This is a genomic window from Streptomyces sp. NPDC026062, assembly GCF_055568375.1.
Window position 1 is genome coordinate 53121 of the sequence record NZ_JBVHOQ010000014.1, and the last position, 26563, is coordinate 79683.

Here is a 26563-nt window from a genome sequence, read left to right on the forward strand (position 1 = left end):
ACCCCCTCCCCTCTCCCACCGAAGGACACCCGCCATGCACCGCGCATTGATCGTCGTGGACGTGCAGAACGACTTCTGCGAGGGGGGCAGCCTCGCGGTGGCCGGTGGTGCCGATGTCGCCGCCGCCATCACCGACCTGATCGGCGCGGGCCGGCCGGGCTACCGGCACGTGGTGGCCACCCGTGACCACCACGTCGACCCGGGTGACCACTTCTCGTCGGAGCCGGACTTCGAGCACTCCTGGCCCAGGCACTGTGTCGCCGGCACGGAAGGGGTGGGCTTCCACCCCAACTTCGCCCCCGCGGTCGCCTCCGGGGCGGTGGACGCCGTCTTCGACAAGGGTGCGTACGCCGCCGCGTACAGCGGCTTCGAGGGACAGGACGAGAACGGCGCCGGGCTGGCCCAGTGGCTGCGCGACCGAGGGGTCACCGAGGTCGACGTGGTCGGTGTCGCGACCGACCACTGCGTACGGGCCACCGCGCTCGACGCCGTCCGCGAGGGCTTCGCCACGCACGTCCTGCTGGGCCTGACCGCGGGCGTCGCCGAGGCGACGACGGAGCGGGCGCTGGCCGAGCTGCGGGACGCGGGCGTGGTCCTCTCCGGCAAGCCGGTGGTCTGAGCCGCGGCCGTCGCTGACGGGCGCGTCCCGGCCGTCCCCGGCGGGGGCGTCCCGCCGGGCTCCGGGACGCCCGTGCCCGGAGCAGGCCAGGCAGGGTGCCCGTCTCCCGGAGTCAGCCCTGCCGAGCGGGCAGGGCGGGCCTCAGCAGCGCGCGTATCGGGTGCCAGAGCTCCTGGGCCCGCTCGGGCCTCGCGCGCCACAGGAGGCCGTCGGGGTGGTGCAGGACGGCCGTGATCTCGTCCGGGGTGGGCGGCTCCGCATTGCCGCGGAGGTAGACGGCGCGCAGGCCCAGATTGCGCAGCCGGGTCAGGGCACGGGCCCGGTTGGCCGCGTGCACCAGGACGCGTACCGGGGTGTCCGGCCCCACGCCTCCCGCCGGACTCGGCAGGGTGATCGCGACGACCACACTGCCGTTCGGCAATTTGCTGAATCCTCCGCCTGCCATGCTCCGCGCTCCCCCGTGAGACATCGTGTCAATAAGAAACCGAATAAGAGGCACCTAAACACGATCGGCCGCCGCCCGCTAGAGGGCGACGGCCGATCATGCTCTGACCTGCGGTGTTACCGGATTACTTGTGCGAGGGACCCACGCGGACGGTCACCGTGGAGCCGCTGAACGGCTCGTTGATGATCGAGATCCGGGTGTTGGTGTCAGTGACCTTCACACTGCCGGTCTTGTTCTCCTCGTACCAGTAGGTGCCCTTGTGGTCGTCGAAGACCGGAACGCCGAGCTGCGGCTTGATCTTCGTGGCCACGTCACCGTTGTGCAGCGTGAAGCCGTCGGTGGGGTACCAGCTGAACGGGGCGTCGAACGGCTGGATCTTGTTGCGGATGACCGTGCCGTCAGCCCACTTCAGCGGCTTGGCGTGCGCGTCGATCGGCAGGATCAGGCCCTGACCCGGGTGGGTCGAGACGTTGTTGTCCTTCTGCGAGCTGTCCCAGAGCCAGATGAGCAGGCCGTTCTGGTACGGGTAGTGCTCGACCCAGTCCGGACGGGTCTTCGAGAAGCCGAAGTTGTACGGGCCGACCTTGAGGGTCTGGTCGTACGAGACGTACTGGCGGTTCTCCGCGATGTAGCGCTGCGGGTAGTCCTTGGTGAAGGACGCGCCGACGCGCGAGAAGCCCTTGGAGGTCCAGCCGTTGTCGTCGCCCTCCGCGTTGTCCGTGAAGAGCGCCGCACCGTCGGCGTTGACCGCGATGGTGTCTGCGGCGAAGCCGATGCCGCCCGCGCCGCCGTCGGTGGCGTAGCGGAAGCGGATGTCGATCTTCTTGCCGGCGTAGGCGTCCAGCGAGTACGAGAGCTTCTGGTACGCGCCGGAGACGTCCGTCAGGGCCGGCTTGTCACTGGCGTCGCGCGGGATGGCCTTGCCGTCGGCGGTGCCGTCGAGCGCGGTCCAGCTGGTGCCGCCGTTGTCCGACGCCTCGGTGTAGAGGTAGTCGTAGTCCTTCTCGATGTCCCACCAGCCCGCGAGGTCCAGGGACGCCGTGGACTTGCCGGTCAGGTCGACCGGACGGGACAGGGTGTTGGAGAGGTCGTCACCCATGTCGCTCCACCACTGCATGGCGCCCTCGGCGGGCGTCGTGACCTTGGTGGTGACGGCCTTGTCCGGCAGCTCGACGACGAGTGCCTGCTTGTTCTTGGTGTTGTACTCGGAGACACCCAGCTTGTGGGTGGACTTCGTCGCGGCCTTGGCCACGTCGTAGTCCAGCCAGCCCAGCTGGAACTTGTCCCAGGCGGTCATGTCGCCGGGCATGTCACCGATGCTGCCCTTGCCGGTGCCGAGCCAGGAACCGGCCGACATCAGCGACCAGAAACCGACCGAGTTCTCGGCGGTGTTGGTCGTGTCGTACAGGTCCGGCAGACCGAGGTCGTGGCCGTACTCGTGGGCGAAGACACCCAGGCCGCCGTTCTCGGGCTGTGCGGTGTAGTCGCCGACCCAGACGCCGGTGTCACCGATCTGGGTGCCGCCGGCCTTGTTGTTCGCCGGACCGGTCGCACCGGCGTTGGTGCCGTAGGCGTACCAGCGGTGCGCCCAGATGGCGTTGGTGCCCTCGACGCCGCCGCCCGCGGACTCGTCCTCGCCGGCGTGCACGATCTGGAAGTGATCGATGTAGCCGTCGGGCTCGTTGAAGTCGCCGTCGTTGTCGTAGTCGTAGCGGTCCCACTGGTCGTACTGGGCGAGATCGGTCTTGATCTGCTCCGGCGTACGGCCCTTGGCCTTCTGGTCGGCGGCCCAGGCGTTCACGCCGTCCTTGATCATGTCCCAGGCGTTGGCGCAGTTGGTCGAACCGCAGTAGTTCGAGCCGTAGCGGGCCTCGTTGTACGGGACCTTGACCCAGTCGGAGACCTCGCCGTCGACCGAGTAGCGCCCGGAGGACGTCTTCTCGTAGTACGTCTTGAGCGAGTTCTTGCCGGCACCCTCGCCGAAGTACAGGTCCTGGAAGTGGGCCTGGTTGTAATCGGCCTGCCAGGCGGTGCTGTTGTCCTTCTTCGGGTCCGGCTTGGCTATCTGGTTGTGCGCCGGTCCCGGCGTGCCGCCGTACTTCGGGACGGCCGGCTTGGGGCCGTCGCCGTCCGGGTCGAACATGGTCGTGTTGTCGACCTGGTCGCCGAACTCCACCAGGACGGTGAAGATCTTGTCGGTCTTCTCACGGCCGAGCTCGACGTACTTCTTGTCGTCGAGCTTGACGACCTTGGAGCCACCGCGCGCCGACACCTTCTTGTCGCCGGATATGACCTGCTCCAGTGCGGCCTGACGCTGGGCGTCCTGCTGCTTGCTGAACGGGCCTTCCAGGTCGTGCGCGTTGCCCTTGGCCGACCCCGGGTCCCGGCGGTCCACGGCGGTGGCGGCGGCGCCTGACCCCTGGTCATCCGCCTGCGCGGTGGCGAAGGCTGATGCGGTGGCGGCAGTCGCGGCCATGGCCACGACAACCGCCCCGGTACGAAGCGCCCGTCTTTTGATGATCACGTGATGCAGTCCTCCCCGGCGCCCCGCGGCCGCGGCCTGGGGGTGTGAAGGGGCCGCGCGCGGAAACGCGTCACAAGTGACGACATTTGACCGGAGTTACAGAAGAAAAGACAGACCTTGACTTGAACATACCAAGTGCACTATGCAGGAGTGCGGTTCCGCTATCCGGACGATCCGTGTGCGCCCGACCGGCGCGCCAACTTGCTTCACGGGCGCGCGACATGACTCCGTGCGCCCCCCGTGCAACGGCACCGAGGGTGAGGCGGCGCTTACTACCCGTCCCTCTCGGGCATCCACCGTCGTAGAGTCGTTCGACAGCGAGAATCTGTTGAGAGACCGCCCATCCGACGTCCCGAGGACGGATACCGCCATGCCGCGACCCACTGCTGCACAGCTCTCCTACGGTTCGGTGACCGTCGTCTTCTCGACCCTCGCCATGCTGCTGCTGTCCCGGACCGAATCGGGCATCGGCATCGCCGTCATCGGCACGGCCGCGCTCGCGCTCGGTCTGCTGGTGGCCGTCACCGTTCCCCTGTCGGCGCGCAGGAAGACGGCCGGGTCCGCGAGGACCGGGGCCGTCGCGCCCGTCGCGCCCGCGGCCCAGTCCGAGGGCGGCGCCCTCGACCCCGTACAGATCCCGGCCGCACGTCCCGCGTCGCAGCGGATGGGCGAGCACTCGCTGCGGCACTGACCGGAGCCGCCGGGAGGGTGCCGACGCCCTCCCGGCCATCCGTCAGTTGGTGACCACCACAACGGTCTTGGCCGCCTTGTCCTGGAGCCCCTGCTTGTACGGCTTGTCCGTGAACATCAGCACGATGTTGATCAGCCACCACAGACACGGGCAGCACAGCAGCGCCGGCACCCACAGCACCACGGCCCGCAGAAACGCGCTGCCGGTGTCCGGCACCCTGCCGTCGTTGAGCATCGCGACGCGCAGCTTCAGCAGCCGCTTGCCCAGGGTGCGGCCGTCCTTGTGCGTGAAGTACGTGTCGTACGCGACATAGGCCACCAGGGCGATCAGCGACCAGATCAGCTGATGCCCGCTGTAGGTCTGGGCGAAGACGTCGCCGAAGTTGTCGTTGTTGTCGTTGTTGTCCGACATCTCGACCGCGCCGCCCCAGGGCAGCGAGATCAGGTACAGCGGGACCGAGATGATCAGGAAGTCGATCAGCCGGGCCAGAATCCGCTTGCCGGGCTCGGCGAGCGGGGGCATGCCCGACAGCGGGTCCGGCCCGCCGTACCGACCGCCGCCCTGCTGACCGGGATCGTACGGCGGCGGGGGCGGCGCGCTGTCGTAGGGCGAGCCCGATGACGGCGGCGGCTGGGGCCCGTTCGGCTTCTTGGAGAACGGGTCGTCCTCGGGCGGCTGACCGGACGTCGGCTGATCGTTGCTCATGCGGGCAGTGCACCCCGCCCCACGGGCGCCCGCAACGGCTCAGGTGCGTTCGGGGGAACGGGATCCGTCCGACGGCCCTCACCCGAAGGGCCGTCAGCCGTGCGGGTCGCTCCCCGGGACGGCCCTCACCCCGCGACGAAGGTGCGGGCAGCCTTGTCGTGCCAGCACTGGCGCCACGGCCGGTCGACCAGGCACCAGAACACGTTGACCACACCGACGGCCAGCAGACCCAGCACCCCGTAGACCAGCCAGCGGCGCAGGGCGGCACCGAAGCCGGGCGGGTCGTGGGACTCGATGTCCCGTACGTCGAGGCCGCAGACCTTCTTCCCGAGCGTACGGCCCCACTTCGCGGTCGGCAGCGCCTCCAGGAGGACGCCCAGCACCAGGAAGGCGCCGAGAACCACGCCGGCCAGCGAGGCCGTGGTGGAGTCCAGCAGCCAGACGGTGACGGTCCGGCCCGACAGCTTGGCCGCGTCGATCTTCTCGTTGACGTGGTCCGTCGCGCGGGTCACCAGCGGCACGGAGACGGCGCCGACGAGCGCGCCGAGCACGACCGTGTCGACGAGCCGGGCGGCCAGCCGCTTGCCGAGCGCCGCCGGGCGGCCCGTCGTCCTGGCCGCGGCCAGCTGCTGGAAGTGGTCCTGGACCGGGGGCTTCCAGGGCACGACGGGCTGGTCGGGCTGGTCGGGCTGCGGGGAGTGCGGAGCCTGCGGGGGCTGCTGAAACTGCTGGGGCTGCTGGGACTGGTGCGGGAACGCGGGCGGTTGCTGCTGTACGGGCGCCTGCGGCGGGACGGCCTGTTCGGGCCCGGGAGGCTGCTGAGCCTGCCGTCCCCAGGAGGCGGAGCCGGCGCCGGGCGTCAGCGGGCCGCTGAGCGCCCCGGGGGCCGGGGAGGGTGCGGGCTGCCGGGCCGGAGCCGGGGACGGCGCAGCGGCCTGCGGAGCGGGCACGGAGGGCTGTGCGGCGGACCGCGGGGCGGCCGGGGTGGTGCCCGGGGTGATCGCACGCATCGTCAGCGTGCCGTCCTCGGGCGGCTGCTGGGCATCGCGCGGGGCCGGTGTCCCGCCGCCCGGTGTCCCGCCGCCCGATGTCACGGCACGGATCGCGACGGTGCCCTCGGCGGGCGGGCGCGGCGTCTCTCCGGTTCCGCCGCCGGAGCGGGCGGGGCGGGTGACCCTGATGGCGACGGTGTTCTCGGGGGCCGGGCCGCCGCCGTCCCGCATGCCCGGCAGGGCGCCTCGGGCGGGGTCCACGGGTGCGGGGCGGCGCGGGTCGGCGGGTGCCCGGTCCGCACGTGCGGCGTCGCCGGGGGCGCCGACGTCCGGAGCGCCGCCCGCGGTCCGACGCGGGACGGCTTCCCCGGATCCGTCCGGGGACGCGGGCGCGCCGCCCCAGGAGACCCGCCGGTCGCGCTCGCCGCCGAAGCCGGCCTGGCGGGAGGCGTCGGCCTGCCAGGCGGTGGCGGGTTCGGGGCGGTTGCCCTCGTGCGGCGCCGCGTCGAAGAAGACCGGGCCGGTCTCGTCCACCGCGGCGGGGGCGGGCTGGGCGGCGGGCGGTGCGGGCTCCTCCCCGGCGGGTGCGGTGGGCAGGGGTTCGCCCTGCTGCGGGGCGGGCCGGCTGGTGCCGGGCACCCACGAGGCGCCGTTCCAGTACCGGACGTATCCGGGAATGGACGGGTCTGGGTAGTACCCCTCGCGGGGGCTGTCGTCACCGGGTGCCGGGGTTGGGGCGCTCATCACCGTGGTCCCGTATCTCTTCGAGGCCGGGGACCAGCCGGCGAATGGGGAACGGCCGGTCCTCATACAAGGGTCCACATTTATCAGACACCCGCCCGCCACCGGGCCGGTCCTGGGGTTTGGGCCACTTTCCGGTCCCTCCGAAATATTTTTCCGGAAGTCGCGTAATGGATGGCGGGGAGGGCGCTCTCTCCCTGTGCGGACGGTCGTGCGACCGGCCCACAGGCATCGAAAGGACGCACCTCATGGACACCGTCGTGGAACACGAGCTGGAGCTCAAGCTGGTCCTGTCGCCCGAGCGCAGCATCCCTGTGCCCGCCCGGCTGACGTATCGCACCGAGGATCCGTACGCCGTGCACATCGTCTTCCACATCGGCTCGGACGCCCCCGTGCACTGGACGTTCGCCCGGGATCTGCTGGTCGAGGGGGTGTTCCGGCCGTGCGGGCACGGGGACGTACGGATCTGGCCCACCAAGGTCGAGGGGCGCGGCGTCATCTGCGTGGCGCTGACCTCGCCCGACGGCAACGCCCTGCTGGAGGTGCCGTCCGCCGCGGTGTCGACCTGGGTGGAGCGGACACTCCTCGCCGTCGCTCCGGGTACGGAGTCCGAGCGGCTCGGCATCGACGAGGCACTGGCCGAGCTGCTCGCGCCGCTGCCGGCCGACGACCTGTGGATGAGCGATCCGTGGCCGTCGGACGAGTCGCAGGACGGGGAGAGTTGAGATCCCGGCCGGGGCGTCGCGGACACTTCTCAGAAGACCTTGCCCGGGTTGAGGAGACCCAGCGGGTCGAAGGCCTGCTTGATGCCCCGGTGGAGTTCCACGCTCACCTCGCCGAGTTCACGGGCGAGCCACTCCTTCTTGAGTACACCCACGCCGTGTTCGCCGGTGATCGTGCCGCCGAGTTCGAGGCCGAGCGCCATGATCTCGTCGAAGGACTCGCGGGCCCGCCGGGACTCGTCGGCGTCGGTGTGGTCGAAGCAGACGACGGGGTGGGTGTTGCCGTCGCCCGCGTGCGCGCAGACACCGATGGTGAGGCCGTACTTCTCGGCGACGGCGGCCGTGCCTTCGAGCATGGCGCCGAGCCGCGAGCGCGGTACGCACACGTCGTCGATCATGGTCGCCGACTTGACGGTCTCCAGCGCGGTGAGCGACATCCGCCGGGCCTGGAGCAGCATGTCGGATTCGGCCGCGTCCTCGGCGGGGACGACTTCGGTGGCTCCGGCGGCGGTGCAGATCTCGGCGACGGCGGCGAGGTCGGCGGAGGGGTCCGGTGTGTCGAAGGCGGCGAGCAGGAGTGCCTCGGTGGTGTCGGGGAGGCCCATGTTCGTCATCCTGTTGACCGCGTGGACGGTCGTACGGTCCATCAGTTCGAGGAGTGACGGTGTGTGACCGCGTTCCATGATGCGGCAGACGGCGTCACAGGCGCTCGCCGCGCTGGGGAACTCGGCGGCGAGCACGAGCTGCCTCGGCGGCCGCGGCTTGAGCGCGAGTACGGCTTTGACGACGATGCCGAGGCTGCCCTCGGAGCCGACGAAGAGGCGGGTGAGGTCGTATCCCGCGACGCCCTTGGCGGTGCGGCGGCCGGTGGTGAGCAGGCGTCCGTCCGCGAGGACGACGTCGAGGCCCAGGACGTATTCGGCGGTGACCCCGTACTTCACGCAGCACAGGCCGCCGGACGCGGTGCCGATGTTGCCGCCGATGGTGCACATCTCCCAGCTGGAGGGGTCCGGCGGGTAGTACAGCCCGTGCGCGTCGACCGCCCGGGAGAGGACGGCGTTGATGACGCCCGGCTCGACGACGGCGATGCGGTCGACGGGGCTGATCTCCAGGATCCGGTCCATCTTCACCAGGGAGAGCACGATGCAGCCGTCCGACGCGTTGGCCGCGCCCGACAGGCCCGTGCGGGCGCCCTGGGGGACGACCGGGACGCGCAGCGCGGTGGCCGTGCGCATGATGTGCTGGACCTGCTCGACGGTGCGGGGCAGCGTGACGACGGCGGGGGCGCCCGCGTCGCAGAAGCTGGCCATGTCGTTGGCGTAGGTGGCGGTGATGTCCGGATCGGTGATCAGGGCCTCGGCCGGCAGGCCCGCGCGCAGTAGTTCGAGAAGATCGTCCATGATCCAAGACTGGCACCCGGGCCCATTGGTGTGAACCCGTCTGCGGCAGCGTTCGTAAGACGCGGTGTGTTCTTCGTACTGACGCAGAGTGATCGTCATGGACGTCACGCCGCAGCAGCCCCCGACGGCCCCCGGGCCGGACCACGACCTCGATGCTCCCGCCGCCACGCCCCGCACCTCCCCTCCCGAACCCGCGTCCCTTGCCGAGCCGCCGCCCGCCTCGCTGCGCACGACCCTGCGACGGGCCGCGTTCGGTGTGGTGGCGGGGGCGGTGCTGGTGACGGGTGCGGTGGTCGCGGTGCCCGACGACGACCAGGAAGCGCCGCCGCCGCTGCCGGGTCCGGTCTCGCGGGCGATGAGCGCGACGGCGGCGGGCTCCCCCGCCTCGCTCTCCGATCTGAAGGCTCTCGTCGGGGACCGGCAGAAGTGGGTGGGGACGCATCCGTCGGACGCGCGGTCGTGGGCGGTGCTCGGGTCGGCGTACGTGGAGTGGGGGCGGCGGGCCTCGGACGCGGCGTACTACACGCGGGCCGAGCAGGCGCTGAAGCGGTCCCTGGACGTGGAGCCGGGAGAGCGGGGGAACGAGGCGGCCTGGGTGGGTCTCGCCGCGCTCGCCAACGCCCGGCACGATTTCGTGACGGCGAAGAAGTGGGGCGAGACGGTACGGTCCCGGCGGCCCGGGCAGTGGACGGTGTACCCGGAGCTGATCGACGCGTACAACGGCCTGGGCGACTACAAGTCGGCGACGACGGCGGTGGAGAAGTACGCCGCGCTGCGGTCCGGCGTCCCGGCGCTGGGTCTGACCGCACAGATGTACCGGGACCGGGGCTGGCGCGAGGACGCGCTGGCCACCGCGCAGGACGCCGCGAACCGGGCGAAGGCGCCCGCGGAGAAGGCCGCCTGCCTGTCCCGGCTGGGCGAGCTGGCCTGGGAGCGGGGTGAGCCGGAGGAGGCCGTGGCACAGTACGGGGCGGCGCTGCGCACCGATCCCGCCCATCACGCGTCCCTCGCCGGCCGGGCGCGCGCGCTGGCCGCCCTCGGGCGCACCGACGAGGCCCAGCGCGACTACCGGGCGGCCCTGGAGAAGTCGCCGCACCCGGAGTACCTGCTGGAGCTGGGCGAGCTGTTCGAGTCGCTCGGTCTGGACGGCGACTCGGCCGCCCAGTACACACGGTTGCGCGCGGCGCTGGCCCGTGCGAAGGCGCGGGGCGTGGACGACTCCCTGCTCCTGGGCCGCTTCGAGGCCGCCCACGGCGACGCGGCCGAGGCGGTGGAGCTGCTGCGGGCGGAGTGGGACCGAGGCCACCACAGCGCGGCGGTGGCCGACGCGCTGGGCTGGGCGCTGCACCGCTCGGGCGATCCGGACTCGGCGCTGGAGTACGTGGAGCAGGCCGTCGACTCGGGCGGCCGGAACGCGTCGTACGCGTACCACCTGGGCATGGTCCAGCGGGCGTTGGGGGACTTCGGCCCGGCCCGTCGCCATCTGGAGGAGGCCCTGCGCACCAATCCGCAGTTCTCGCCGCTGGACGCGCCCCGGGCCGAGGAGGCGCTGGACACGCTGGGGCTGCCCCCGGCAGGCGGTCCGCAGGACATGCAGCCGGCCGCACCGCCGGCCCCGGAGCCGCCGCGGGCCCCGGCACCGGAACCGTCCGCCCCGCCCCAGGACCCGGCCCCCGCACCCCCGAAGCAGGGCGTGGCGGGCCCGCCGGCTGCGTCCCCGGCCGAGCCGTCCGCGCCGAAGCCCTCCGCGACCACTCCGGCTGCGGCGGGCGCCGAGGCGGCGAAAGCCGTGGCGGCGGGGGCGCCGGGGGCGCCGGCGCATTGATGTCCGGAGCGCCGCCCCGGGCGTCGGCGCCCCGGGCGGCGCGGACGGGCGGAAGCGAAAGCCCGCACGCGTACCGGAAGCGGCGGGCCGTTTGCCGGTACGCGCTACCGCGCGCGTGTCCCGTTGAGTCCTTCCAGCTGCTCGATGCCCGCGTTGAGCTCGCTCAGCAGGGCCAGGAACCGGTCGGTCGTGCTGTCGGCCCACCCCGTCGCCTCGATGAGACGTGTGGCGCCTTCGAGGCTGATCTCCCGGTCGGTTTCCAGCCGCTCCAGTCCCGCGGCGGTGGGCCGGTACTTGCGTGCCACGCCGCCGTCGGGATCCGGGATGCGCTCCACCAGGCCGTTGCGCAGCATGGGGCTGACCTGGCGGTTGATGGTGGAGACGTCCACGTGGAAGGCGCGGGCCAGTTCCTTGAGGGTGAGCGGTCCCCCGGTCTCCAGGCGGGTGAGCAGGACGTAGGCGGAGCGTTCGAGGCTCTGGCCGATACGAGGACCGCGCGAGGCGACGAAATGGCGTGCCAGGAGGGTCAGTTCCCGTTCGAGATCGCGCAGCCGACGCTCTTCCTCGTTCATGGTCCTGCCCTTCCGCCTGTCCGCAGCTACGCCTCATCTCATCATCGCGCATGCCCGCCGCCCCTCGTCCGGCCACCCGGGGAGCAACTTGTTCATAGTGCACATCATATGTACTTTGAACTACAGATGCATAGTGCACATCTCGGCTGCGAGATGTTTCCCGTCCCTCCCGAAGACGCCGCCGGTCCCCGGCCGGAGGCCGAACCCTCGCCGGGCCGCCCCTCCGTACCACCCACAAGCACTGCCGAAGGAAGACGAACATGAACCGCCTGCACGACAAGGTCGCCGTCATCACCGGAGCGGGAAGCGGTATCGGCCGTGCCGCCGCCGTACTCATGAGCAAGGAGGGGGCCCGTGTCGTCGTCGCCGACTACGACACCGGGGCCGCCGAGGAGACGGCCGCCCTCATCAGCGCCTGGGGCGGCGAGGCGCTGCCCCTCACGGTGAACGTCCTGGAAGAGGACTCCGTCGCCGGCATGATCAGCGCCACGGTCGACGCGTACGGGGCCCTGCACGTCCTGTGCAACCACGTCGGCGGCACCAACCCGCGTACCGACCTCGACGTGCTCCGGATGGACATGGACGAGTTCGACCGCGCCGTCTCCCTCAACATGCGCAGCACCCTCCTCGGCTCCCGGCACGCCATCCCCCACATGATCCGCGCGGGCGGCGGCTCGATCATCAACACCGCCTCCGTGGCCGCGCTCGTCGGCGATGTCCTCCAGACGTCCTACGGCGCCGTGAAGGCCGCGGTGGTCAGCATCACCAAGTCCGTCGCCACCCAGTACGGTCCACAGAACATCCGCTGCAACGCCATCGCCCCCGGCGCGGTGATGACCCCCGCCCTGGAGAACAACCTCCCCCAGGACGTGATCGACAGCCTCAAGCGGGGCAACGCGCTCCCCTACCTCGGCTCCCCCGAGGACATCGGCCACACCATGGTCTTCCTCGCGTCCGACGAGTCGCGCTACCTCACCGGTCAGCTCCTCGTGGTCGACGGGGGCATGACCGCGCAGTCGTCCGCCGCGCCCGGCCGCCGCGCCATGCTCCCCGCGTAGCGTCCGCGCCGGACGGGCGGACCTGTCCGGGCCGGCCCTGCCCCCTCCCGGGGATCCGCACCGCGAACCGCGGCTCCCCGGGCGCGCGGCAGCCCCGGCAACCGCGACGGGCGGGCCGGAGACATCCGGCCCGCCCGTCACCACCCCCGTCGCAGTGGATCAGAGGTTGCCGCGCTTCTCCTGCTCGCGCTCGATCGCCTCGAACAGGGCCTTGAAGTTGCCCTTGCCGAAGCCCATCGAACCGTGGCGCTCGATCATCTCGAAGAAGACGGTCGGCCGGTCCTGGACCGGCTTGGTGAAGATCTGCAGCAGATAGCCGTCCTCGTCGCGGTCGACGAGGATCTTCAGCTCGCGCAGGGTCTCCACGGGCACCCGGGTCTCGCCCGCCCACTCGCCCAGGGTGTCGTAGTACGAGTCCGGGGTGTCGAGGAACTGGACGCCGGCCGCGCGCATCGCCTTCACGGAGGCGACGATGTCGTTGGTGGCGAGCGCGATGTGCTGGACGCCCGCGCCGCCGTAGAACTCCAGGTACTCGTCGATCTGCGACTTCTTCTTGGCGACTGCGGGCTCGTTGATCGGGAACTTGACCTTGAGCGTGCCGTCGGCGACGACCTTGGACATGAGCGCGGAGTACTCGGTGGCGATGTCGTCGCCCACGAACTCCTTCATGTTGGTGAAGCCCATGACCTTGTTGTAGAAGCCGACCCACTCGTTCATCCGGCCGAGCTCGACGTTGCCGACGCAGTGGTCGATGGCCTGGAAGAACCGCTTGGCCGGGGGCTCGACGATCGGGTCAGCGACGGCGAAGCCGGGGAGGTAGGGGCCGTCGTAGCCGGTGCGCTCGACGAGGGTGTGGCGGGTCCTGCCGTACGTGGCGATGGCGGCCAGGACGACGGTGCCGTGCTCGTCCTTCACCTCGTGCGGCTCGGCGAGGCCGAGTGCGCCGTGCTCGACGGCGTAGGCGTACGCGGCGCGAGCGTCCGGAACCTCGATGGCCAGGTCCACGACGCCGTCGCCGTGCTCGGCGACGTGGTCGGCGAGGAAGCGGCCGTGGTCCGTGGACGCCTTGATGACGGAGGTGAACACGAAGCGGGCGGAGCCGTTCGTCAGGACGTAACTGGCGGTCTCGCGGCTGCCGTTCTCCGGTCCGGAGTAGGCGACCAGCTTCATGCCGAAGGCCGTCGAGTAGTAGTGCGCGGCCTGCTTGGCGTTGCCGACGGCGAAGACGACCGCGTCCATTCCCTTGACCGGGAAGGGATCGGCCTGACGCGCTGTCCCGGGGGTGCTGTGCATCGTCTCAGTCATGTCCGAAGGTTCTCGCCGCTTCGCAAGGTGCGCAACAGTTCGTGAAATCACTGGGCAATCCGGCCAGCGAATGGCCATGATGGCCGGGCTATCTGTACATGATGACCATCACACTCCCTCGGAGGCCGGCCATGGCGATCGATCACCTGGACGGGCGGCTCATCGTGCTGCTGGCCCGCGAACCCCGGATCGGCGTCCTGGAGGCCTCGCGCCGGCTCGGCGTGGCGCGCGGCACCGTGCAGGCACGCCTGGACCGCCTTCAGTCGAATGGCGTCATCCGCGGTTTCGGCCCGGATGTCGACCCGGCGGCCCTCGGCTACCCGGTGACCGCGTTCGCGACACTGGAGATCAAACAGGGTCAAGGAACCGTCGTGCGCGCCCACTTGGGCGGCGTACCGGAGGTACTCGAACTGCACACCACCACCGGGCACGGCGACATGCTGTGCCGGCTCGTGGCCCGTTCCAACGCCGATCTCCAGCGGGTGATCGACCGGGTTGTCGGATTTGATGGCATTGTCCGGGCCTCCACGGCCATCGTCATGGAGAACCCCGTACCCCTGCGCGTCATCCCGCTCGTCGAGCAGGCAGCACAGGACACCGACTGAGCCAGAGGAGTGACGTGTGAGCTTCTGGGAGTACCTCGGAAACCGGCACCAGCAGTTGCTCACCGACGCGTACCAGCACGCGAGCGCCGTCTTCCAGTGCATGGTCATCGCCACCCTGCTCGGGGTCCTGATCGGGGTGGTCAGTTACCGCAGCGGCTGGGGCTCCTCGGTGGCGATCACCTCGACGGCGACCGTGCTGACCATTCCTTCGCTCGCCGCGATCGGTCTGCTGATCCCGCTGGTCGGGCTCGGGGTGGCGCCGACGGTGATCACCCTGACGCTGTACGGGCTGCTGCCCATCGTCCGCAACGCCATCGTCGGGCTGCGCGGCGTCGACCCGGCGCTCGTGGACGCGGCGAAGGGCATCGGGATGTCGCGGCTCACCCGGCTCCGAAAGGTCGAACTGCCGCTCGCCTGGCCGCCGATCCTCACCGGCATCCGGGTCTCCACCCAGATGCTGATGGGGATCGCCGCCATCGCCGCGTACGCCTCCGGGCCCGGTCTGGGCAATGAGATCTTCCGTGGCATCGCCTCGCTGGGCAGTGCCAACGCCATCAACTCGGTGCTCGCGGGCACGCTCGGCATCGTCATCCTCGCCCTGCTCTTCGACGCCGCGTACGTGCTGCTGGGGCGGCTCACCATCCCGAGGGGGATCCGTGTCTGAGACCGTCGCAGAGACCGGACCGCAGGAGGCCGCTCGAGCCACCTCCGGCGCGACCATCCAGCTGGAGGACCTGAGCAAGATCTATCCGGGCAACCCCAGCCCGGCCGTGGACAACGTCTCGATGGACATCAAGGCCGGGGAGACCGTCATCTTCGTGGGCCCGTCCGGCTGCGGGAAGTCCACCACCCTGAAGATGATCAACCGGCTGATCGAGCCGTCCTCGGGGCGGATCAGGATCGGCGACGAGGACGTCACCGACATCGACCCGGTGAAACTGCGCCGGAAGATCGGTTACGCGATCCAGTCGTCCGGGCTCTTCCCGCACATGACGGTCGCCGAGAACATCGGCCTCGTACCGAAGATGGTGGGCTGGTCGAAGTCGAAGGTGAAGGACCGGGTCGAGGAGATGCTCGATCTGGTCGGGCTCGACCCGCGCGAGTTCCACGACCGCTATCCGCGTGCTCTCTCCGGTGGACAGCAGCAACGCGTGGGCGTCGCACGGGCACTGGCGGCGGACCCTCCGGTGCTGCTGATGGACGAGCCGTTCGGCGCGGTCGACCCCATCACCCGTGACCACCTCCAGGACGAGCTGATCCGGCTCCAGCACGACCTCCACAAGACGATCGTCTTCGTCACCCACGACTTCGACGAGGCGATCAAACTGGGCGACCGGATCGCCGTGCTGCGCGAGCACTCGCACATCGCGCAGTTCGACACCCCGGAGGCCATCCTCACCAATCCGACGGACGACTTCGTCTCCGGATTCGTCGGCGCGGGCGCCGCGCTGAAGCGGCTCAACCTCACCCGCGTCCGAGACGTGGAGGTCGCCGAGTTCCCGACGGTGACGGTCGACGACCCGCTCCAGTCCATCTTCAACAAGCTGCGCAGCGGCCCGCACAACGAGCTGCTGATGCTGGACCGCAGGAACCGTCCGTACAAGTGGCTGCGGCGCGGCGACCTGATGCGGGCCCGGGGTTCGCTGGCGCGGGCCGGGCAGCTGGTGCACGACACGGTGACCAGGGACGCGACGCTGCACGACGCGCTGGAGGCGGTGCTGACCGACAGCGGCGGGCGGGTCGCGGTGACCGGGCGGCGCGGGGAGTTCATCGGGGTCGTCGACATGGGCACCCTGATGAACTCGGTGCACGAGCTCCTGGAGGCCGACCGGCTCACCGCCATCGAGCACCAGCACGACCTGGAGGAGCTGCGCACCCATCAGACCGTCCAGGAGCTGGAGGGCGGTGCGGGCGCATGACTCCCCAGTCCCCGACCGGCCCGCGTTCCACCGGCGCGCCCTCGTCCGACCGGGACCGGCCGCCGGGCGAACACGACGTCAAGGGCCTCGCCTTCCACGACGAGGAGGAGGAACCGGCCCCACCGCCGGCCGGACCGCCGCGCCGCTTCACCTGGCGCAAGCTGGTGGTGGTCCCGGCGGCGCTCGCGGTGGTGCTGGTCATCACGTACGCCTGGATCACCAACGTCGAACTCGACTCGATCGCGGAGAACTCCCTGGCCGGGGACACGGTCCAGCTGCGGTGGTGGCAGCACGTCAGACTGACGGCCATCTCCACGTTCTGGGTGCTGATCATCGCCATTCCGCTGGGTATCGCACTGACCCGGCGCGGTCTCAGCAAGGCCGCGCCGGTGGTCACCGCGATCGCCAACATCGGGCAGGCGACCCCGGCGATCGGTCTGCTGGCGCTGCTGGTGATCTGGCTGGGCATCGGCCCGTCGACGGCGATCACCGGCATGGTGATCTACGCGGTGCTGCCGGTGCTCTCCAACACGGTCGCCGGGCTGAAGGCGATCGAGCCGACGCTGGTGGAGGCCTCGCGCGGCATCGGCATGTCGGCGATGGGGACGCTGCGCAAGGTCGAACTCCCCCTCGCCGTACCGCTGATCCTGGCCGGCGTACGGACCGCGCTGGTGCTCAACGTGGGTACGGCGACGCTGGCGACGTTCGGCGGGGGCGGCGGGCTCGGCGACCTGATCACCTCGGGCATCCAGACGCAGCGCATGCCGGTGCTGGTGCTCGGTTCCGTGCTGACGGTGGTGCTGGCGCTGCTGGTGGACTGGCTGGCCTCACTGGTCGAAGTGGCACTGACACCGCGCGGACTGGAGACGGGGCAATGAGGACGCGACGCGTACGTACGTTCCTGGCGGGAGCCGCCGCCCTCTCCCTCGCGCTGGCGGGGTGCGGGCTGAAGAGCGGCTCGCCGATGGTGGACGACGTGGTTCCGGGGCCGTCCGTGCAGGGGCAGCCGTTGAAGGGCGCCTCGCTGACCGTCACTTCGAAGAACTTCAGCGAGAACATCATCCTGGGCCAGATGATCGGCCTGATCTTCAAGGCGGCGGGGGCCGAGGTCCTGGACCGCACGAATCTGCCCGGTTCGATCAGCGCCCGCGAGGCCATCGTCCAGGGCGACGCGGACGCGATGTACGAGTACACGGGCACCGGCTGGATCACGTATCTGGGCCACGCCAAACCGATCACCGACCCGCTGGAGCAGTGGGAGGCGGTACGCGACGCGGACCGGAGGCACGGGGTGACCTGGCTGCCGCAGTCCACGCTGAACAACACCTACGCGCTCGCCATCAGCAAGAAGAACAACGCGAAGTACCACCTGAAGACGCTCTCCGACGTCGCCGCGCTGTCGAAGAAGAACTCCTCGGCGGTGACGATCTGCGTGGAGAACGAGTTCGCCTCGCGCGACGACGGACTGCCCGGGATGGAGAAGGCGTACGGGATGTCGATCCCGGCCGCCAACATCAAGAAGATGGACGCCGGCATCGTCTACACCCAGGTGTCGAAGTCCAACTCCTGCCTGCTGGGAGAGGTGTTCACCACGGACGGCCGCATCAAGGCGATGAACCTGGACGTGCTGACGGACAACAAGCACTTCTTCCCCAACTACAACGCGGCCCCCGTCATCCACACCGCGACCTTCGACAAGTACCCGGTGATCGCCGACCTGCTGGACCCGCTCAGCGCCCGGCTGACCACGCAGGTCGCGCAGGTGCTGAACGCCAAGGTGGACGTCGACGGGGAGGACCCGCACGAGGTGGCGAAGGACTGGCTGATCCAGGAGGGGTTCATCGAGAAGGGGTGATCCCCGGGGCTCCGCCGAAGTTACAAAGAAAATGTTGCAAAGACTCGTTGCAAAACTGTCTTTACAACTCTATGGTTGGGGCATGCCAACGACAGACGGCGACGACAGCTCCGCCACCGCACCGCACCCGAAGGTCCTCAGCATCGACGCCCGCTCCCTGCGGGGCCTCGCCCACCCGCTGCGTATGCGGCTGCTCGGCTCGCTGCGCGAGTTCGGCCCCGCCACCGCCTCCGGCCTCGCCGACCGGCTCGGCGAATCGAGCGGCGCCACCAGCTACCACCTGCGCCAGCTCGCCTCGTACGGCTTCGTCGAGGACGACCCGGAGCTCGGCAAGGGACGTGAGCGGTGGTGGCGGGCCGTACACGCGGGCACCGCCTTCGAGTCCGAGTTCCTGCACGACCCCGATCCCGAAGTGCGCGGCGCCATGGGCGTCGTACTCCACGAGGTCGCGACGGCTCACGCGCAGGAGCTCAACACCTGGCTCGGCACGATGCACGAGTGGTCCCGGGAGTGGTACGCGGCCTCGGACCTCAGCGACTTCAAGGTGCGGCTCACCCCCGAACTCTCCAGGGAACTCGCCGACAAGGTCCACGAGCTGGTCAACAGCTACCGGGGCCGCGTCCCCGAGGACACCGAGGGATCCGCCGTCGTCCGCACCCACCTGCACGTCTTCCCGCGCCCCACCGACTGAAGGGACCGCCACGCCATGCACCCCGAGACACACCTCGAACTGCACCGCATCCGTTCCGCCGAACTGCGCGCCGAGGCCGGCCACTTCCGCCTCGCCCACCGCCCCGCCCCGCGCAAGGCCCTGCGGGCCCGGCTCGGCTGGACCATGGTCGAGCTGGGCCTGCGCCTGATACCCGCCGGCACCCCCACGCGTGCCGCCGGCCCTCGAACGGCATAACCGTGACCGGGGGGAAGAACAAGCCGGGGCGGCTGCCGCTCATCGCGGTACTGACCGCCAACTCCATATCCACAGCGGGAACCTCACTCACCCTCATCGGCGTCCCGTGGTTCGTCCTGGAAACCACGGGAAGCGCCGGACGGGCCGGGATCGTCGCCTTCTGTGCGACCCTGCCGATCGTCGTCTCCGCACTGATCGGCGGGCCCGTCATCGACCGGATCGGGCGGCGCCGGGTGGCCATCGGCTCCGACACGGTGTGCGGACTCGCCGTCGCCGCCGTGCCGTTGCTGTACTACGCCGACACGCTCGCCTTCTGGATGCTCTGCGCCCTGATGGCACTCAACGGACTCGCCCACACCCCGGGCAACACCGCGCGCTACGTCCTCGTACCCGACCTGGCCGAGCACGCGGGCACCACCCTCGCCCGCGCCGCCAGCCTCTTCGACGCCGTGTCACGCGGGGCCAGGATGGTCGGGGCCGCGCTGGCCGGCGTACTGATCGCACTGGTCGGCGCGGAGACCGTACTGCTGCTGGACGCCGCGACGTTCCTGGCCTCGGCCGCGCTCGTCGCGGCAGGGGTACGGGGCGTCCGCGCGGCGGAACCGGTCAAGGACGCGGCACCCGTCTCCCTGCGCACCTACCGCAGCGAACTGCGCGAAGGCTACGCCTACTTGTTCGGCAACCGGCTGCTGCTCGGCGTCGTGGTCATGGTCCTGTTCATGAACGGCACCGACCAGGGCTGGAACGCCGTCCTGCTCCCGGTGCACGCCTCGGCCGAACTGGGCGGGGCACGCGATCTCGGACTGCTCACCGCGCTGTTCGGGGCGGGCGGACTGACCGGGGCGCTGCTCTACGGAGCCGTGGGACACCGCTACTCGCGGCGGACCGTGTTCACCGTGTGCGTGGTGCTGTGCGGGGCACCGAGATTCCTGGTCGCCGCCCTCACCGGTACGACACTCCCCCTCGCCGTGACGATGGTGCTGAGCGGGATCGCGGGCGGGGTCCTGAACCCGATCCTCACGACGGTGATCTACGGCAGCGTCCCCGACGTGCTGCGCAGCCGGGTCTCCGGTGCGATCACCGCGGGATGCGAGCTGGCCATGCCGGTGGGAGGGCTCGCCGCCGGTCTGCTGGTGGAGAGCGCGGGCGCCACGGGGGCCCTGCTGGCCATGGGGGCGGTGTACCTGATCGCGACGCTGAGCCCGCTGGTCTTCCCGGCCTGGCGGACGATGGACGACCCACCGTCCGGAGAACCCGCCGACCGCGCCGCGGACCCGGTCAGCAGCCCGGGATCTTCCCCCCGTGATCCAGCGCCCGCAGCGAGGAAACCGCGTCCTTCAGCGTCGTGACCGGAATCAGCCGGAGCCCCTCCGGCAGCTCCGACTTCGCCTCCTTGCACTCGGCCTTCGGTACGAGGAAGACCGTCGCCCCGTCCCGCCTGGCCGCCTGCGTCTTCAGCGAGACACCGCCGACCGCTCCCACCGTGCCGTCCGCGTCGATGGTGCCCGTACCGGCGATGGTGCGGCCACCGGTGAGATCGCCGCCGGAACCGTCGCCGTCGAGCTTGTCGACGACACCGAGCGCGAAGAACAGTCCCGCGCTGGGGCCGCCCACATCGGCGAGGTGCAGGGTCACATCGACCGAGCCCGGCTTCCTGCCGAGGTAGTTCAGGGCGGCGTCGACCGCGGAATCCTGCGACTCCACCATGTCGTCGAGGTTGTGCTTCTCGATCTCCTTCTCGGAGCCGCCCGACGGGTAGACGGAATCACGGGGCATGACCGCACGGTCCGTACGGAACCAGCTGTCGATCACGTCACCGAGCCCGACATCGGCGGAGGGCCCGGTGGCCACGATCGTCGTCATCCGCAGCTGCCCCTTGGTGGGCCGGGTGGGAGTGCCCTTGATGCTGATCACGGGCGTGCCGTGGTCGTCACCGAGCACATTCGCCGTCGTACCGGGCTGCGCCAGCGTGAACGGCAACGGCGCGAAGGCGGCTACGCCGAAGAGGGCGACGACGGGGAGGGCGCACAGGGCGAGGGTGCGGGGGCGCGAGCGACGTGTGAACACCCACCCAATCTAACGGTCCCCGCGTAGCCCTTGGGCGGGCGGCAGCGGTGTTCCTGGCGTCGGGGCCCCGTCTGTTGCCCCGGTCCGGGGCGGAGCCCTTGGGCGGGCGGCGGCCGGGTTCCTCGGCCTCGCCCCGGTCCGGGGCGGGGGTCTTTGTCCTCAATCGCCGGACGGGCTCGGTGCGGGTGCTCCGCGGGGTGCGTTCTGTCCGGTGGGTGGGGGTGGGGTCCCTCCGGGGCGTCTCCTCAGAAATGGCGTGTGCGCCCGGCGACGCGGAGGTGCCCGGGTCGTACGCCATTCCCTGCGGGGACTCCACTGCACGCCCCCACCCAGCTCTCGTCAGCGTCTGCACCCCGGTGGGACGACCCCGCAGACAAAGAGGGACGACGCCGGCCCTCCGGCTGGTCGCAGACGCACGACGGGCGGGGCCGGGGCCGTGCAGGGGAGTCCCCGCAGAACGACGAACATCGACCCGGGTTCCACCGCGTACCGGCGGAACGTTCGTCGTTCGAGGAGACGCCCCGGAGGGGCACCGGACCCCCACCCACCGGGGTGACGCGAACCCGTAACGCGGAGCACCCGCACCCCCACGGGGCGACCCGCACACACCAAGCCCGTCCGGCGATTGAGGACAAAAGACCCGCACCGAACAACGGCGCGCCGCGCTAGCGAAGCGCGTCCGCGACCTCGCGGGCCGCGTCGACCACTCGGGGGCCCACTCGTTCCGGAACCGCGTCGGCGAGCATCACCACGCCCACGCTGCCCTCGACCCCCGTCACCCCCATCAGCGCGGCCGCGGCCCCGCTCGCCCCCGCTTCGAGTTCGCCGTGGGTGAGGGTGAAGGCCGTCTCGCCGACCGGCTTCTGCCGTGCGGCGAGGATCGCCCGGCCCGCGGCGCCCCGGTCCAGGGGGTGGCGGAAGCCGGCCCGGTAGGCGACGTGGTAATCCGTCCAGGTCGGTTCGACGACCGCGACCGCCAGCGCGTCCGAGCCGTCGACCAGTGTGAGGTGGGCGGTGGCTCCGATGTCCTCGGCCAGGGACCTCAGCGCGGGCAGCGCGGCTTCCCGTACGAGGGGGTGCACCTGGCGGCCAAGGCGCAGCACACCCAGGCCGACTCTTGCCCGGCCGCCCAAGTCTCTTCGTATCAGGGTGTGTTGCTCCAGTGTGGCGAGCAGACGGTAGACCACGGTGCGGTTGACGCCGAGTTTGTTGGACAACTCGGTGACCGTCAGGCCGTGGTCGGTGTCGGCGAGCAGTTTGAGGACACGCAGTCCTCGGTCGAGCGTCTGGGAGGTCTCCGCGGTCACGACGCCCTCTCCTCTTCGGTGAGCGGCGGCGGCTGTTCCCACGGATTGTGCGTCGCCGGTCCCAGCGGCGACGCACGGAGAGGCCGCCGGCCTGGCCAAGGCACCGGCTGCGCTCCGCGGCGGCGTTGCCACGGGGCGTTCACATTTTTGGGACAGTAGCGAGCCAGTCCGCTCAGCGGAAGACCTCGTCCAGAATCCGGGCGCTCGCGGAGAGGCGGTTGCGCGTCGTGAGCATAAGCGCCGGTCAGCGAGGCGTCGGCCGAACGGCGCGCATCTACGCGCGTCCATGTCGGCCGACTCCCTCGCGACGCTCCGTACACCGGATGTGAACCGGCGTTAACTCACCGTGAACAATTTCTGAACAGTTTTTCCGTTCACGAGGACCTCGCAGGCCCTGATCGACTTCGTCGCCGGGTCCCGGACGGTGAAGTTGAGGGCGAACGTGCCGTCGAGTCCGATGACCCGGGTGACGTAGGAGTCGGAGGTCTGCTTGCCGTCCGCGGTGCGTCCGGTGACGGAGACCGTGGCGACGGGCGCGAAGCCCCGCCCGGTCACCTGGACGACCGTGCCGGGCGGCCCCTCGGGCGGCGAGAGCGCGAAGGAGGCCCCGGCCGGGGCGGTGCCGTCCTGGACGGTGAAGGCGGCTGTCTCCGTGCGCGGGTTGACGAGGACCTCGCGGACTCTGAGGGCGACGGTGTCGGCCGCGTTGACGGTGAAGGTCTGCGAGAACGCCCCGTCGAGGCCGACCACCTTGGTCCGCACCGAGTCGGAGGTCTGCGAGCCGTCCGCCCGCAGCCCCACGATCGACACGGTCGCCACCTTCGCGAAGCCCTGTCCGAGGACGGTGACCGCGGTGCCCTTCGGTCCGGACGACGGCGTGAGGACGACGAAGGTCGGGGCGACGGTCAGCTGGGTGAGCGCCTGCGCGCCGCCGGCCGTGACCTGGAGCGCGTAGACGCCGCGGGCGGTCGAGCCGGCGGCGGTGACCGTGCCGGTCAGGGTGCCGTCGGCGGCGATCCGCAGGGTGGAGGCGCTGATTCCGGCGGCGGCGCAGCCGCTGCCGTCGGCCGCGCACAGGGCGGCGGTGGGGGTGACGCCGGAGGGCCAGCCGTCACCGGAGACGCCGATGGCCCCGCCCGGTTTGACCTTGGCCGCGCCGGCGGAGAGCGTCGCGGTGGCCTCGGTCACGGTGAACGGTGTGGTCAGGACGGTCGCCGGGTCGTTGCCCTCGTCGACCTGGATCGAGGCGATCGCCGGATCGGAGACGGTGAAGTCGACGGAGAACGTGCCGTCGGGGCGGCTCTTCACGTAGACGGCCGTGTCGTCGAGCGTCGCTCCGGTGGCGTCGAGGCCGATGGTGTTGATCCACCGGTCCTGGTAGTAGTCGCTGCCGGTGACGGCGATGACGCTGCCGACCGGTCCACTGCTCCGGGACAGGGCGATGGCGCGGGGGCCCTGAGGGACGAAGGCGGTGACGGTCAGAGGTGCGGTGGCCTCCTTCGTACCGTCGCCGACCTTCACGAGGTACGAGCCGTCCGGCACGGTGCCGGCCGGGGCGAGCACGGCGCTGCCGGTCAGCTGTCCGGACGCGTTGATCGCGAGGGAACTGCTCGCGAACTTCCCGGCGTCGCAGCCGCCGCCGTCCGTCGCGCAGAGCGAGGGCACGGGGGTGGCGCCCGCGGTCCAGCGGCTGCCGGAGAGGGCGACGGCGCTGGACGGCCTGGCCGGTGCGGTGGGGGCGATGAGGGTGGCGGGCTGGCCTGCGCTGCCCTCCGCCGTCACGGTGCCGATGGAGCCGCCGCCCGAGGTGACCTCGCAGGTGGTCGTGTAGGTGGAGCCGAGCACCTTGGTGCGGGTGACGTTGCGCAGGGGGGTGAAGGTGATCGGGCCGCTCGCGTTGGCGGGGATGAGGAAGTCCCCTTCGTACGGCGGGATCTCGATCGGCTGGCCGGACGGGACGTCGAGGGTGACCTCGGGTCCGGTGACGGTGACCGTGCCGGTGGCGCCGCCGGACATGGCGAGGTCGAGGCTGGGGGTGGTGGGTACGTCGTTGAGGCTGAGGCCGCTGGTGGCGGGCGACGGGCCGAGCGTCACCTTGGCGTGGACCTTGCCGCCGGGGTCGACGACGTCGGGCGTCAGCTCGACGCCGAACTGCTGCGGCCCGTCCGCCTGGCCCTGGCCGGCGGGCAGGGTGCAGTGGACGGTCGGGGTGATGGTGCCGGCGTGGGCGAGGGGCGCGAGCGCGACGGCTCCCCCGGTCCAGACGAGTACGGCTCCTGCGCCGAGGGCGACGGCGCGGCGTAAGGCCGAGCGGCCCGGCCTTCCGGCGGGTCTGCGATGCGCGAACATGCGGCTCCTCCAAAGGAAACGGAATGCGACTGGTCCGAAAGCGGAATGGGCGACGCCCGCCTGTTCCATTTCCGTACGGAACAGACGGGCGTCGTGACTGTTTTCCCCTGATGACTCCGATGGCCTTTACGCACTCACAGCAGGGTCAGGGTCAGGGTGGCGCTGTAATCTCCGGGCCGGGTGAATTCGGGAACGGTGAGGGCGAGACCGGCCTCGGCGTCGAACTTCCCGCCGGTGAACGGACGTGATCCGTCCGGATTCATCCGGCAGAGGCTCGCCGCCTCGCTCCCGAGCACGGTGGGCGATCCGGCGACCGGCGCCCCCACGCTCCCGTCCTGTGCCGTGCAGGCGGGCGCCCATCGCACCGCACCGGCCGGGATGGTGCCCCCGTCGGCGCTCGTGAAGCCGGTGAGGGTGGCGGTCAGGGACCAGCCGCTGTTGACACCGCGGGCGTCCTGCACCTCCACCCGGTTGAGGTGGGCCCTCTGTACGCCGCTGCCCTCGCCCAGGACCGTCGTACCGAAGTCGACGGTGTCGCCGTCCTGGGTCATGGAGAGCGTTCCCGCCCTGACCATGGTGCTCACCCGCTGCTCGGCCGTGCTGCCGCCACCGCCGCCACCGGTGGTGACGGTGAACGGGGCGGTGCGTACGGTCGCCGGGTCGTTGCCCTCGTCGGCCTGGACGGCGGCGACGGCGTCGGAGGTGACGGTGAACTCGACGGCGAAGGTGCCGTCCGTGCCGCTCTTGGCGTAGACCGCGCTGTCGTCGAGCGTGGCGCCCGAGGCGTCGAGGCCGATGACGTTGATCCAGCGGTCCGCGTTGTAGTTCCGGCCGCTGACGGTGATCACGCTCCCGACCGGGCCGCTGCCGGACGACAGCGTGATCTCCCGGTTCCCGGCCGCGACGGCTTCGACGGTGAGGGGGGCGGTGGCCTCCTTCGTACCGTCGTTGACCTTCACCGCGTAGCTGCCGTCGGGCACCGCCCCGGCCTCGCCCAGGGTCGCGGTGCCGGTGAGCGTTCCGTAGGAGTCGATCCTCAGGGCGTGGGCGATGAACTTCAGCGGGTCACAGCCGCCACCGCCCACCGCGCACAGTGACGGGACGGGGGTGCCGCCGGGGGTCCATCCCGAACCGCCCAGCTTCACCTCGGTGTGCGGCCGTACCGGATCTGCGGGCGCGGTCAGGGTGGCCGGCTCCGACGCGGAGCCCTCCGCGGTGACCGTGCCGACGGAACCACCGCCGTCGACGACGTCGCAGGGCGTCTCGAAGACCGATCCGAGCACCTTGGTCTGCGTCAGCGTGCGGACCGGGGCGAACGAGATGTCGCCCGAGGCGTCGGCGGGGACCAGGAAGTCGCCTTCGTACGCCGGGATCTCGATGGGCACCCCGGCCGGGATGTCCAGCACGACCTCGGCGCCCCGCACGGTGACGGTGCCGGTGGCCCCGCCCGTCATCGCGAGGTCGAGGCTGGGGATGGTCGGCACGTCGTTCAGGGCCAGGCCGCTGGTGGCAGGGGACGGGCCCAGCACCACCTTCGCGTGCACCTTTCCGCCCGGTTCGACGACGGCGGGCGACAGCTCGACGGTCATGTCCTGCGGCCCGGTCGCCTCGCCCTGCCCCGCCGGCAGGACACAGTGCACGGACGGGGTCACCGTGCCGGCCGCGGCGGCCGGACCCGCGGTGGGCGGGGACGGCGCGGCCGTCGCCCCGACGCAGCCCAGCGACAGTACGAAGCAGGCCGCCAGCAGACCGGTCACACCGGGTCTTCGTCGTCGGATCACCTGACACCCTTTCATGGAGCATTGATTGCGCACATTGAGGAGGTCACGTGCAGAGAAGTCAAGAGAGAGCCGATTGATCCTTTCCTGAAATGCCCCAAAGGGATGTGGACCGACGTTTTTCGCATACCTGTTGACTTCTTCGAAGATCACCGTTTCACTGCACCCGACATGCCG

General features: G+C 70.8%; 24 protein-coding genes. 13 read left to right on the forward strand and 11 right to left on the reverse strand.

The window, feature by feature from the left end:
- Nucleotides 1–34: 34 nt before the first annotated feature.
- A complete protein-coding gene (locus ACZ4LX_RS15275; RefSeq protein WP_467643955.1) occupies nt 35–619 on the forward strand; it encodes an isochorismatase family protein in 585 nt (194 codons plus the stop codon).
- A gap of 112 nt (nt 620–731) precedes the next feature.
- Here ACZ4LX_RS15275 and ACZ4LX_RS15280 read toward each other — a convergent pair whose 3' ends face one another.
- Both ACZ4LX_RS15280 and ACZ4LX_RS15285 read right to left on the reverse strand, forming a co-directional pair.
- Entirely contained in the window at nt 732–1064 is a 333-nt protein-coding gene (locus ACZ4LX_RS15280) for a hypothetical protein (RefSeq protein ID WP_467643958.1), read from the reverse strand.
- Nucleotides 1065–1188: 124 nt separating this feature from the next.
- The gene (locus tag ACZ4LX_RS15285) at nt 1189–3588 is read right to left on the reverse strand and encodes an immune inhibitor A domain-containing protein (RefSeq protein ID WP_467643961.1); all 2400 of its coding nucleotides are present in this window, start codon (nt 3586–3588) and stop codon (nt 1189–1191) included.
- 370 nt (nt 3589–3958) lie between these two features.
- Between ACZ4LX_RS15285 and ACZ4LX_RS15290 the strand changes: the two genes are divergently transcribed.
- On the forward strand, nt 3959–4279 hold the full coding sequence (locus ACZ4LX_RS15290; protein WP_467643964.1) for a hypothetical protein: 321 nt from the start codon (nt 3959–3961) through the stop codon (nt 4277–4279).
- Nucleotides 4280–4321: 42 nt separating this feature from the next.
- Here the strand turns inward: ACZ4LX_RS15290 and ACZ4LX_RS15295 are convergent, their stop codons facing one another.
- The gene (locus ACZ4LX_RS15295) at nt 4322–4984 is read right to left on the reverse strand and encodes an RDD family protein (protein WP_467643967.1); all 663 of its coding nucleotides are present in this window, start codon (nt 4982–4984) and stop codon (nt 4322–4324) included.
- Nucleotides 4985–5109: 125 nt separating this feature from the next.
- The gene (locus ACZ4LX_RS15300) at nt 5110–6720 is read right to left on the reverse strand and encodes an RDD family protein (protein WP_467643969.1); all 1611 of its coding nucleotides are present in this window, start codon (nt 6718–6720) and stop codon (nt 5110–5112) included.
- A 245-nt stretch (nt 6721–6965) separates the two neighbouring features.
- On the opposite strand from ACZ4LX_RS15300, the gene ACZ4LX_RS15305 reads away from it, so the two are divergent.
- The gene (locus ACZ4LX_RS15305; RefSeq protein WP_467643973.1) at nt 6966–7442 is read left to right on the forward strand and encodes an SsgA family sporulation/cell division regulator; all 477 of its coding nucleotides are present in this window, start codon (nt 6966–6968) and stop codon (nt 7440–7442) included.
- Between the two features lie 29 nt (nt 7443–7471).
- On the opposite strand, the gene ACZ4LX_RS15310 is transcribed toward ACZ4LX_RS15305, so the two are convergent.
- Nucleotides 7472–8839 carry an FAD-binding oxidoreductase gene (locus tag ACZ4LX_RS15310; protein WP_467643976.1) on the reverse strand — a complete coding sequence of 456 codons (1368 nt, stop codon included), beginning with the start codon at nt 8837–8839 and terminating at the stop codon, nt 7472–7474.
- A 97-nt stretch (nt 8840–8936) separates the two neighbouring features.
- Between ACZ4LX_RS15310 and ACZ4LX_RS15315 the strand changes: the two genes are divergently transcribed.
- Nucleotides 8937–10664, forward strand: coding sequence for a tetratricopeptide repeat protein (locus ACZ4LX_RS15315; RefSeq protein WP_467643978.1), 1728 nt, complete (start codon nt 8937–8939; stop codon nt 10662–10664).
- Nucleotides 10665–10768: 104 nt separating this feature from the next.
- On the opposite strand, the gene ACZ4LX_RS15320 is transcribed toward ACZ4LX_RS15315, so the two are convergent.
- Nucleotides 10769–11236 (reverse strand): MarR family winged helix-turn-helix transcriptional regulator, encoded by a 468-nt coding sequence (locus ACZ4LX_RS15320; protein ID WP_467643982.1) that lies wholly within the window; start codon nt 11234–11236, stop codon nt 10769–10771.
- 260 nt (nt 11237–11496) lie between these two features.
- On the opposite strand from ACZ4LX_RS15320, the gene ACZ4LX_RS15325 reads away from it, so the two are divergent.
- Nucleotides 11497–12294, forward strand: coding sequence for an SDR family NAD(P)-dependent oxidoreductase (locus tag ACZ4LX_RS15325; RefSeq protein WP_467643984.1), 798 nt, complete (start codon nt 11497–11499; stop codon nt 12292–12294).
- A 159-nt stretch (nt 12295–12453) separates the two neighbouring features.
- Here ACZ4LX_RS15325 and hppD read toward each other — a convergent pair whose 3' ends face one another.
- Entirely contained in the window at nt 12454–13599 is a 1146-nt protein-coding gene (gene hppD / locus ACZ4LX_RS15330) for a 4-hydroxyphenylpyruvate dioxygenase (protein WP_467643988.1), read from the reverse strand.
- 131 nt (nt 13600–13730) lie between these two features.
- Between hppD and ACZ4LX_RS15335 the strand changes: the two genes are divergently transcribed.
- The 8 genes from ACZ4LX_RS15335 (at nt 13731) to ACZ4LX_RS15370 (ending at nt 20234) form a co-directional block, all read left to right on the forward strand.
- The gene (locus ACZ4LX_RS15335) at nt 13731–14204 is read left to right on the forward strand and encodes an Lrp/AsnC family transcriptional regulator (RefSeq protein ID WP_467643990.1); all 474 of its coding nucleotides are present in this window, start codon (nt 13731–13733) and stop codon (nt 14202–14204) included.
- A gap of 16 nt (nt 14205–14220) precedes the next feature.
- The gene (locus ACZ4LX_RS15340; protein WP_467643993.1) at nt 14221–14868 is read left to right on the forward strand and encodes an ABC transporter permease; all 648 of its coding nucleotides are present in this window, start codon (nt 14221–14223) and stop codon (nt 14866–14868) included.
- Nucleotides 14861–16123, forward strand: a complete 1263-nt coding sequence (locus ACZ4LX_RS15345; RefSeq protein ID WP_467643997.1) for a betaine/proline/choline family ABC transporter ATP-binding protein — start codon at nt 14861–14863, stop codon at nt 16121–16123. The genes ACZ4LX_RS15340 and ACZ4LX_RS15345 overlap by 8 nt, the downstream gene beginning before the upstream one ends.
- The gene (locus tag ACZ4LX_RS15350) at nt 16120–17001 is read left to right on the forward strand and encodes an ABC transporter permease (protein WP_467644000.1); all 882 of its coding nucleotides are present in this window, start codon (nt 16120–16122) and stop codon (nt 16999–17001) included. The genes ACZ4LX_RS15345 and ACZ4LX_RS15350 overlap by 4 nt, the downstream gene beginning before the upstream one ends.
- Nucleotides 16998–17978, forward strand: coding sequence for a glycine betaine ABC transporter substrate-binding protein (locus ACZ4LX_RS15355; RefSeq protein WP_467644002.1), 981 nt, complete (start codon nt 16998–17000; stop codon nt 17976–17978). The genes ACZ4LX_RS15350 and ACZ4LX_RS15355 overlap by 4 nt, the downstream gene beginning before the upstream one ends.
- A gap of 82 nt (nt 17979–18060) precedes the next feature.
- Nucleotides 18061–18669 carry a helix-turn-helix domain-containing protein gene (locus ACZ4LX_RS15360; RefSeq protein ID WP_467644005.1) on the forward strand — a complete coding sequence of 203 codons (609 nt, stop codon included), beginning with the start codon at nt 18061–18063 and terminating at the stop codon, nt 18667–18669.
- 15 nt (nt 18670–18684) lie between these two features.
- Nucleotides 18685–18885: a hypothetical protein gene (locus ACZ4LX_RS15365; protein ID WP_467644008.1), complete on the forward strand. Its 201-nt coding sequence runs from the start codon at nt 18685–18687 to the stop codon at nt 18883–18885.
- Between the two features lie 2 nt (nt 18886–18887).
- Nucleotides 18888–20234, forward strand: a complete 1347-nt coding sequence (locus ACZ4LX_RS15370) for an MFS transporter (protein WP_467644010.1) — start codon at nt 18888–18890, stop codon at nt 20232–20234.
- Here ACZ4LX_RS15370 and ACZ4LX_RS15375 read toward each other — a convergent pair.
- The 4 genes from ACZ4LX_RS15375 to ACZ4LX_RS15390 form a co-directional block, all read right to left on the reverse strand.
- The gene (locus ACZ4LX_RS15375; protein WP_467644012.1) at nt 20164–20952 is read right to left on the reverse strand and encodes a YlbL family protein; all 789 of its coding nucleotides are present in this window, start codon (nt 20950–20952) and stop codon (nt 20164–20166) included. The genes ACZ4LX_RS15370 and ACZ4LX_RS15375 overlap by 71 nt on opposite strands.
- A 665-nt stretch (nt 20953–21617) precedes the next feature.
- A complete protein-coding gene (locus ACZ4LX_RS15380) occupies nt 21618–22259 on the reverse strand; it encodes an IclR family transcriptional regulator (protein WP_266779352.1) in 642 nt (213 codons plus the stop codon).
- 336 nt (nt 22260–22595) lie between these two features.
- Nucleotides 22596–24608 carry a hypothetical protein gene (locus tag ACZ4LX_RS15385; protein WP_467644014.1) on the reverse strand — a complete coding sequence of 671 codons (2013 nt, stop codon included), beginning with the start codon at nt 24606–24608 and terminating at the stop codon, nt 22596–22598.
- A 134-nt stretch (nt 24609–24742) separates the two neighbouring features.
- A complete protein-coding gene (locus ACZ4LX_RS15390) occupies nt 24743–26365 on the reverse strand; it encodes a WxL domain-containing protein (RefSeq protein ID WP_467644016.1) in 1623 nt (540 codons plus the stop codon).
- Nucleotides 26366–26563: the final 198 nt, after the last annotated feature.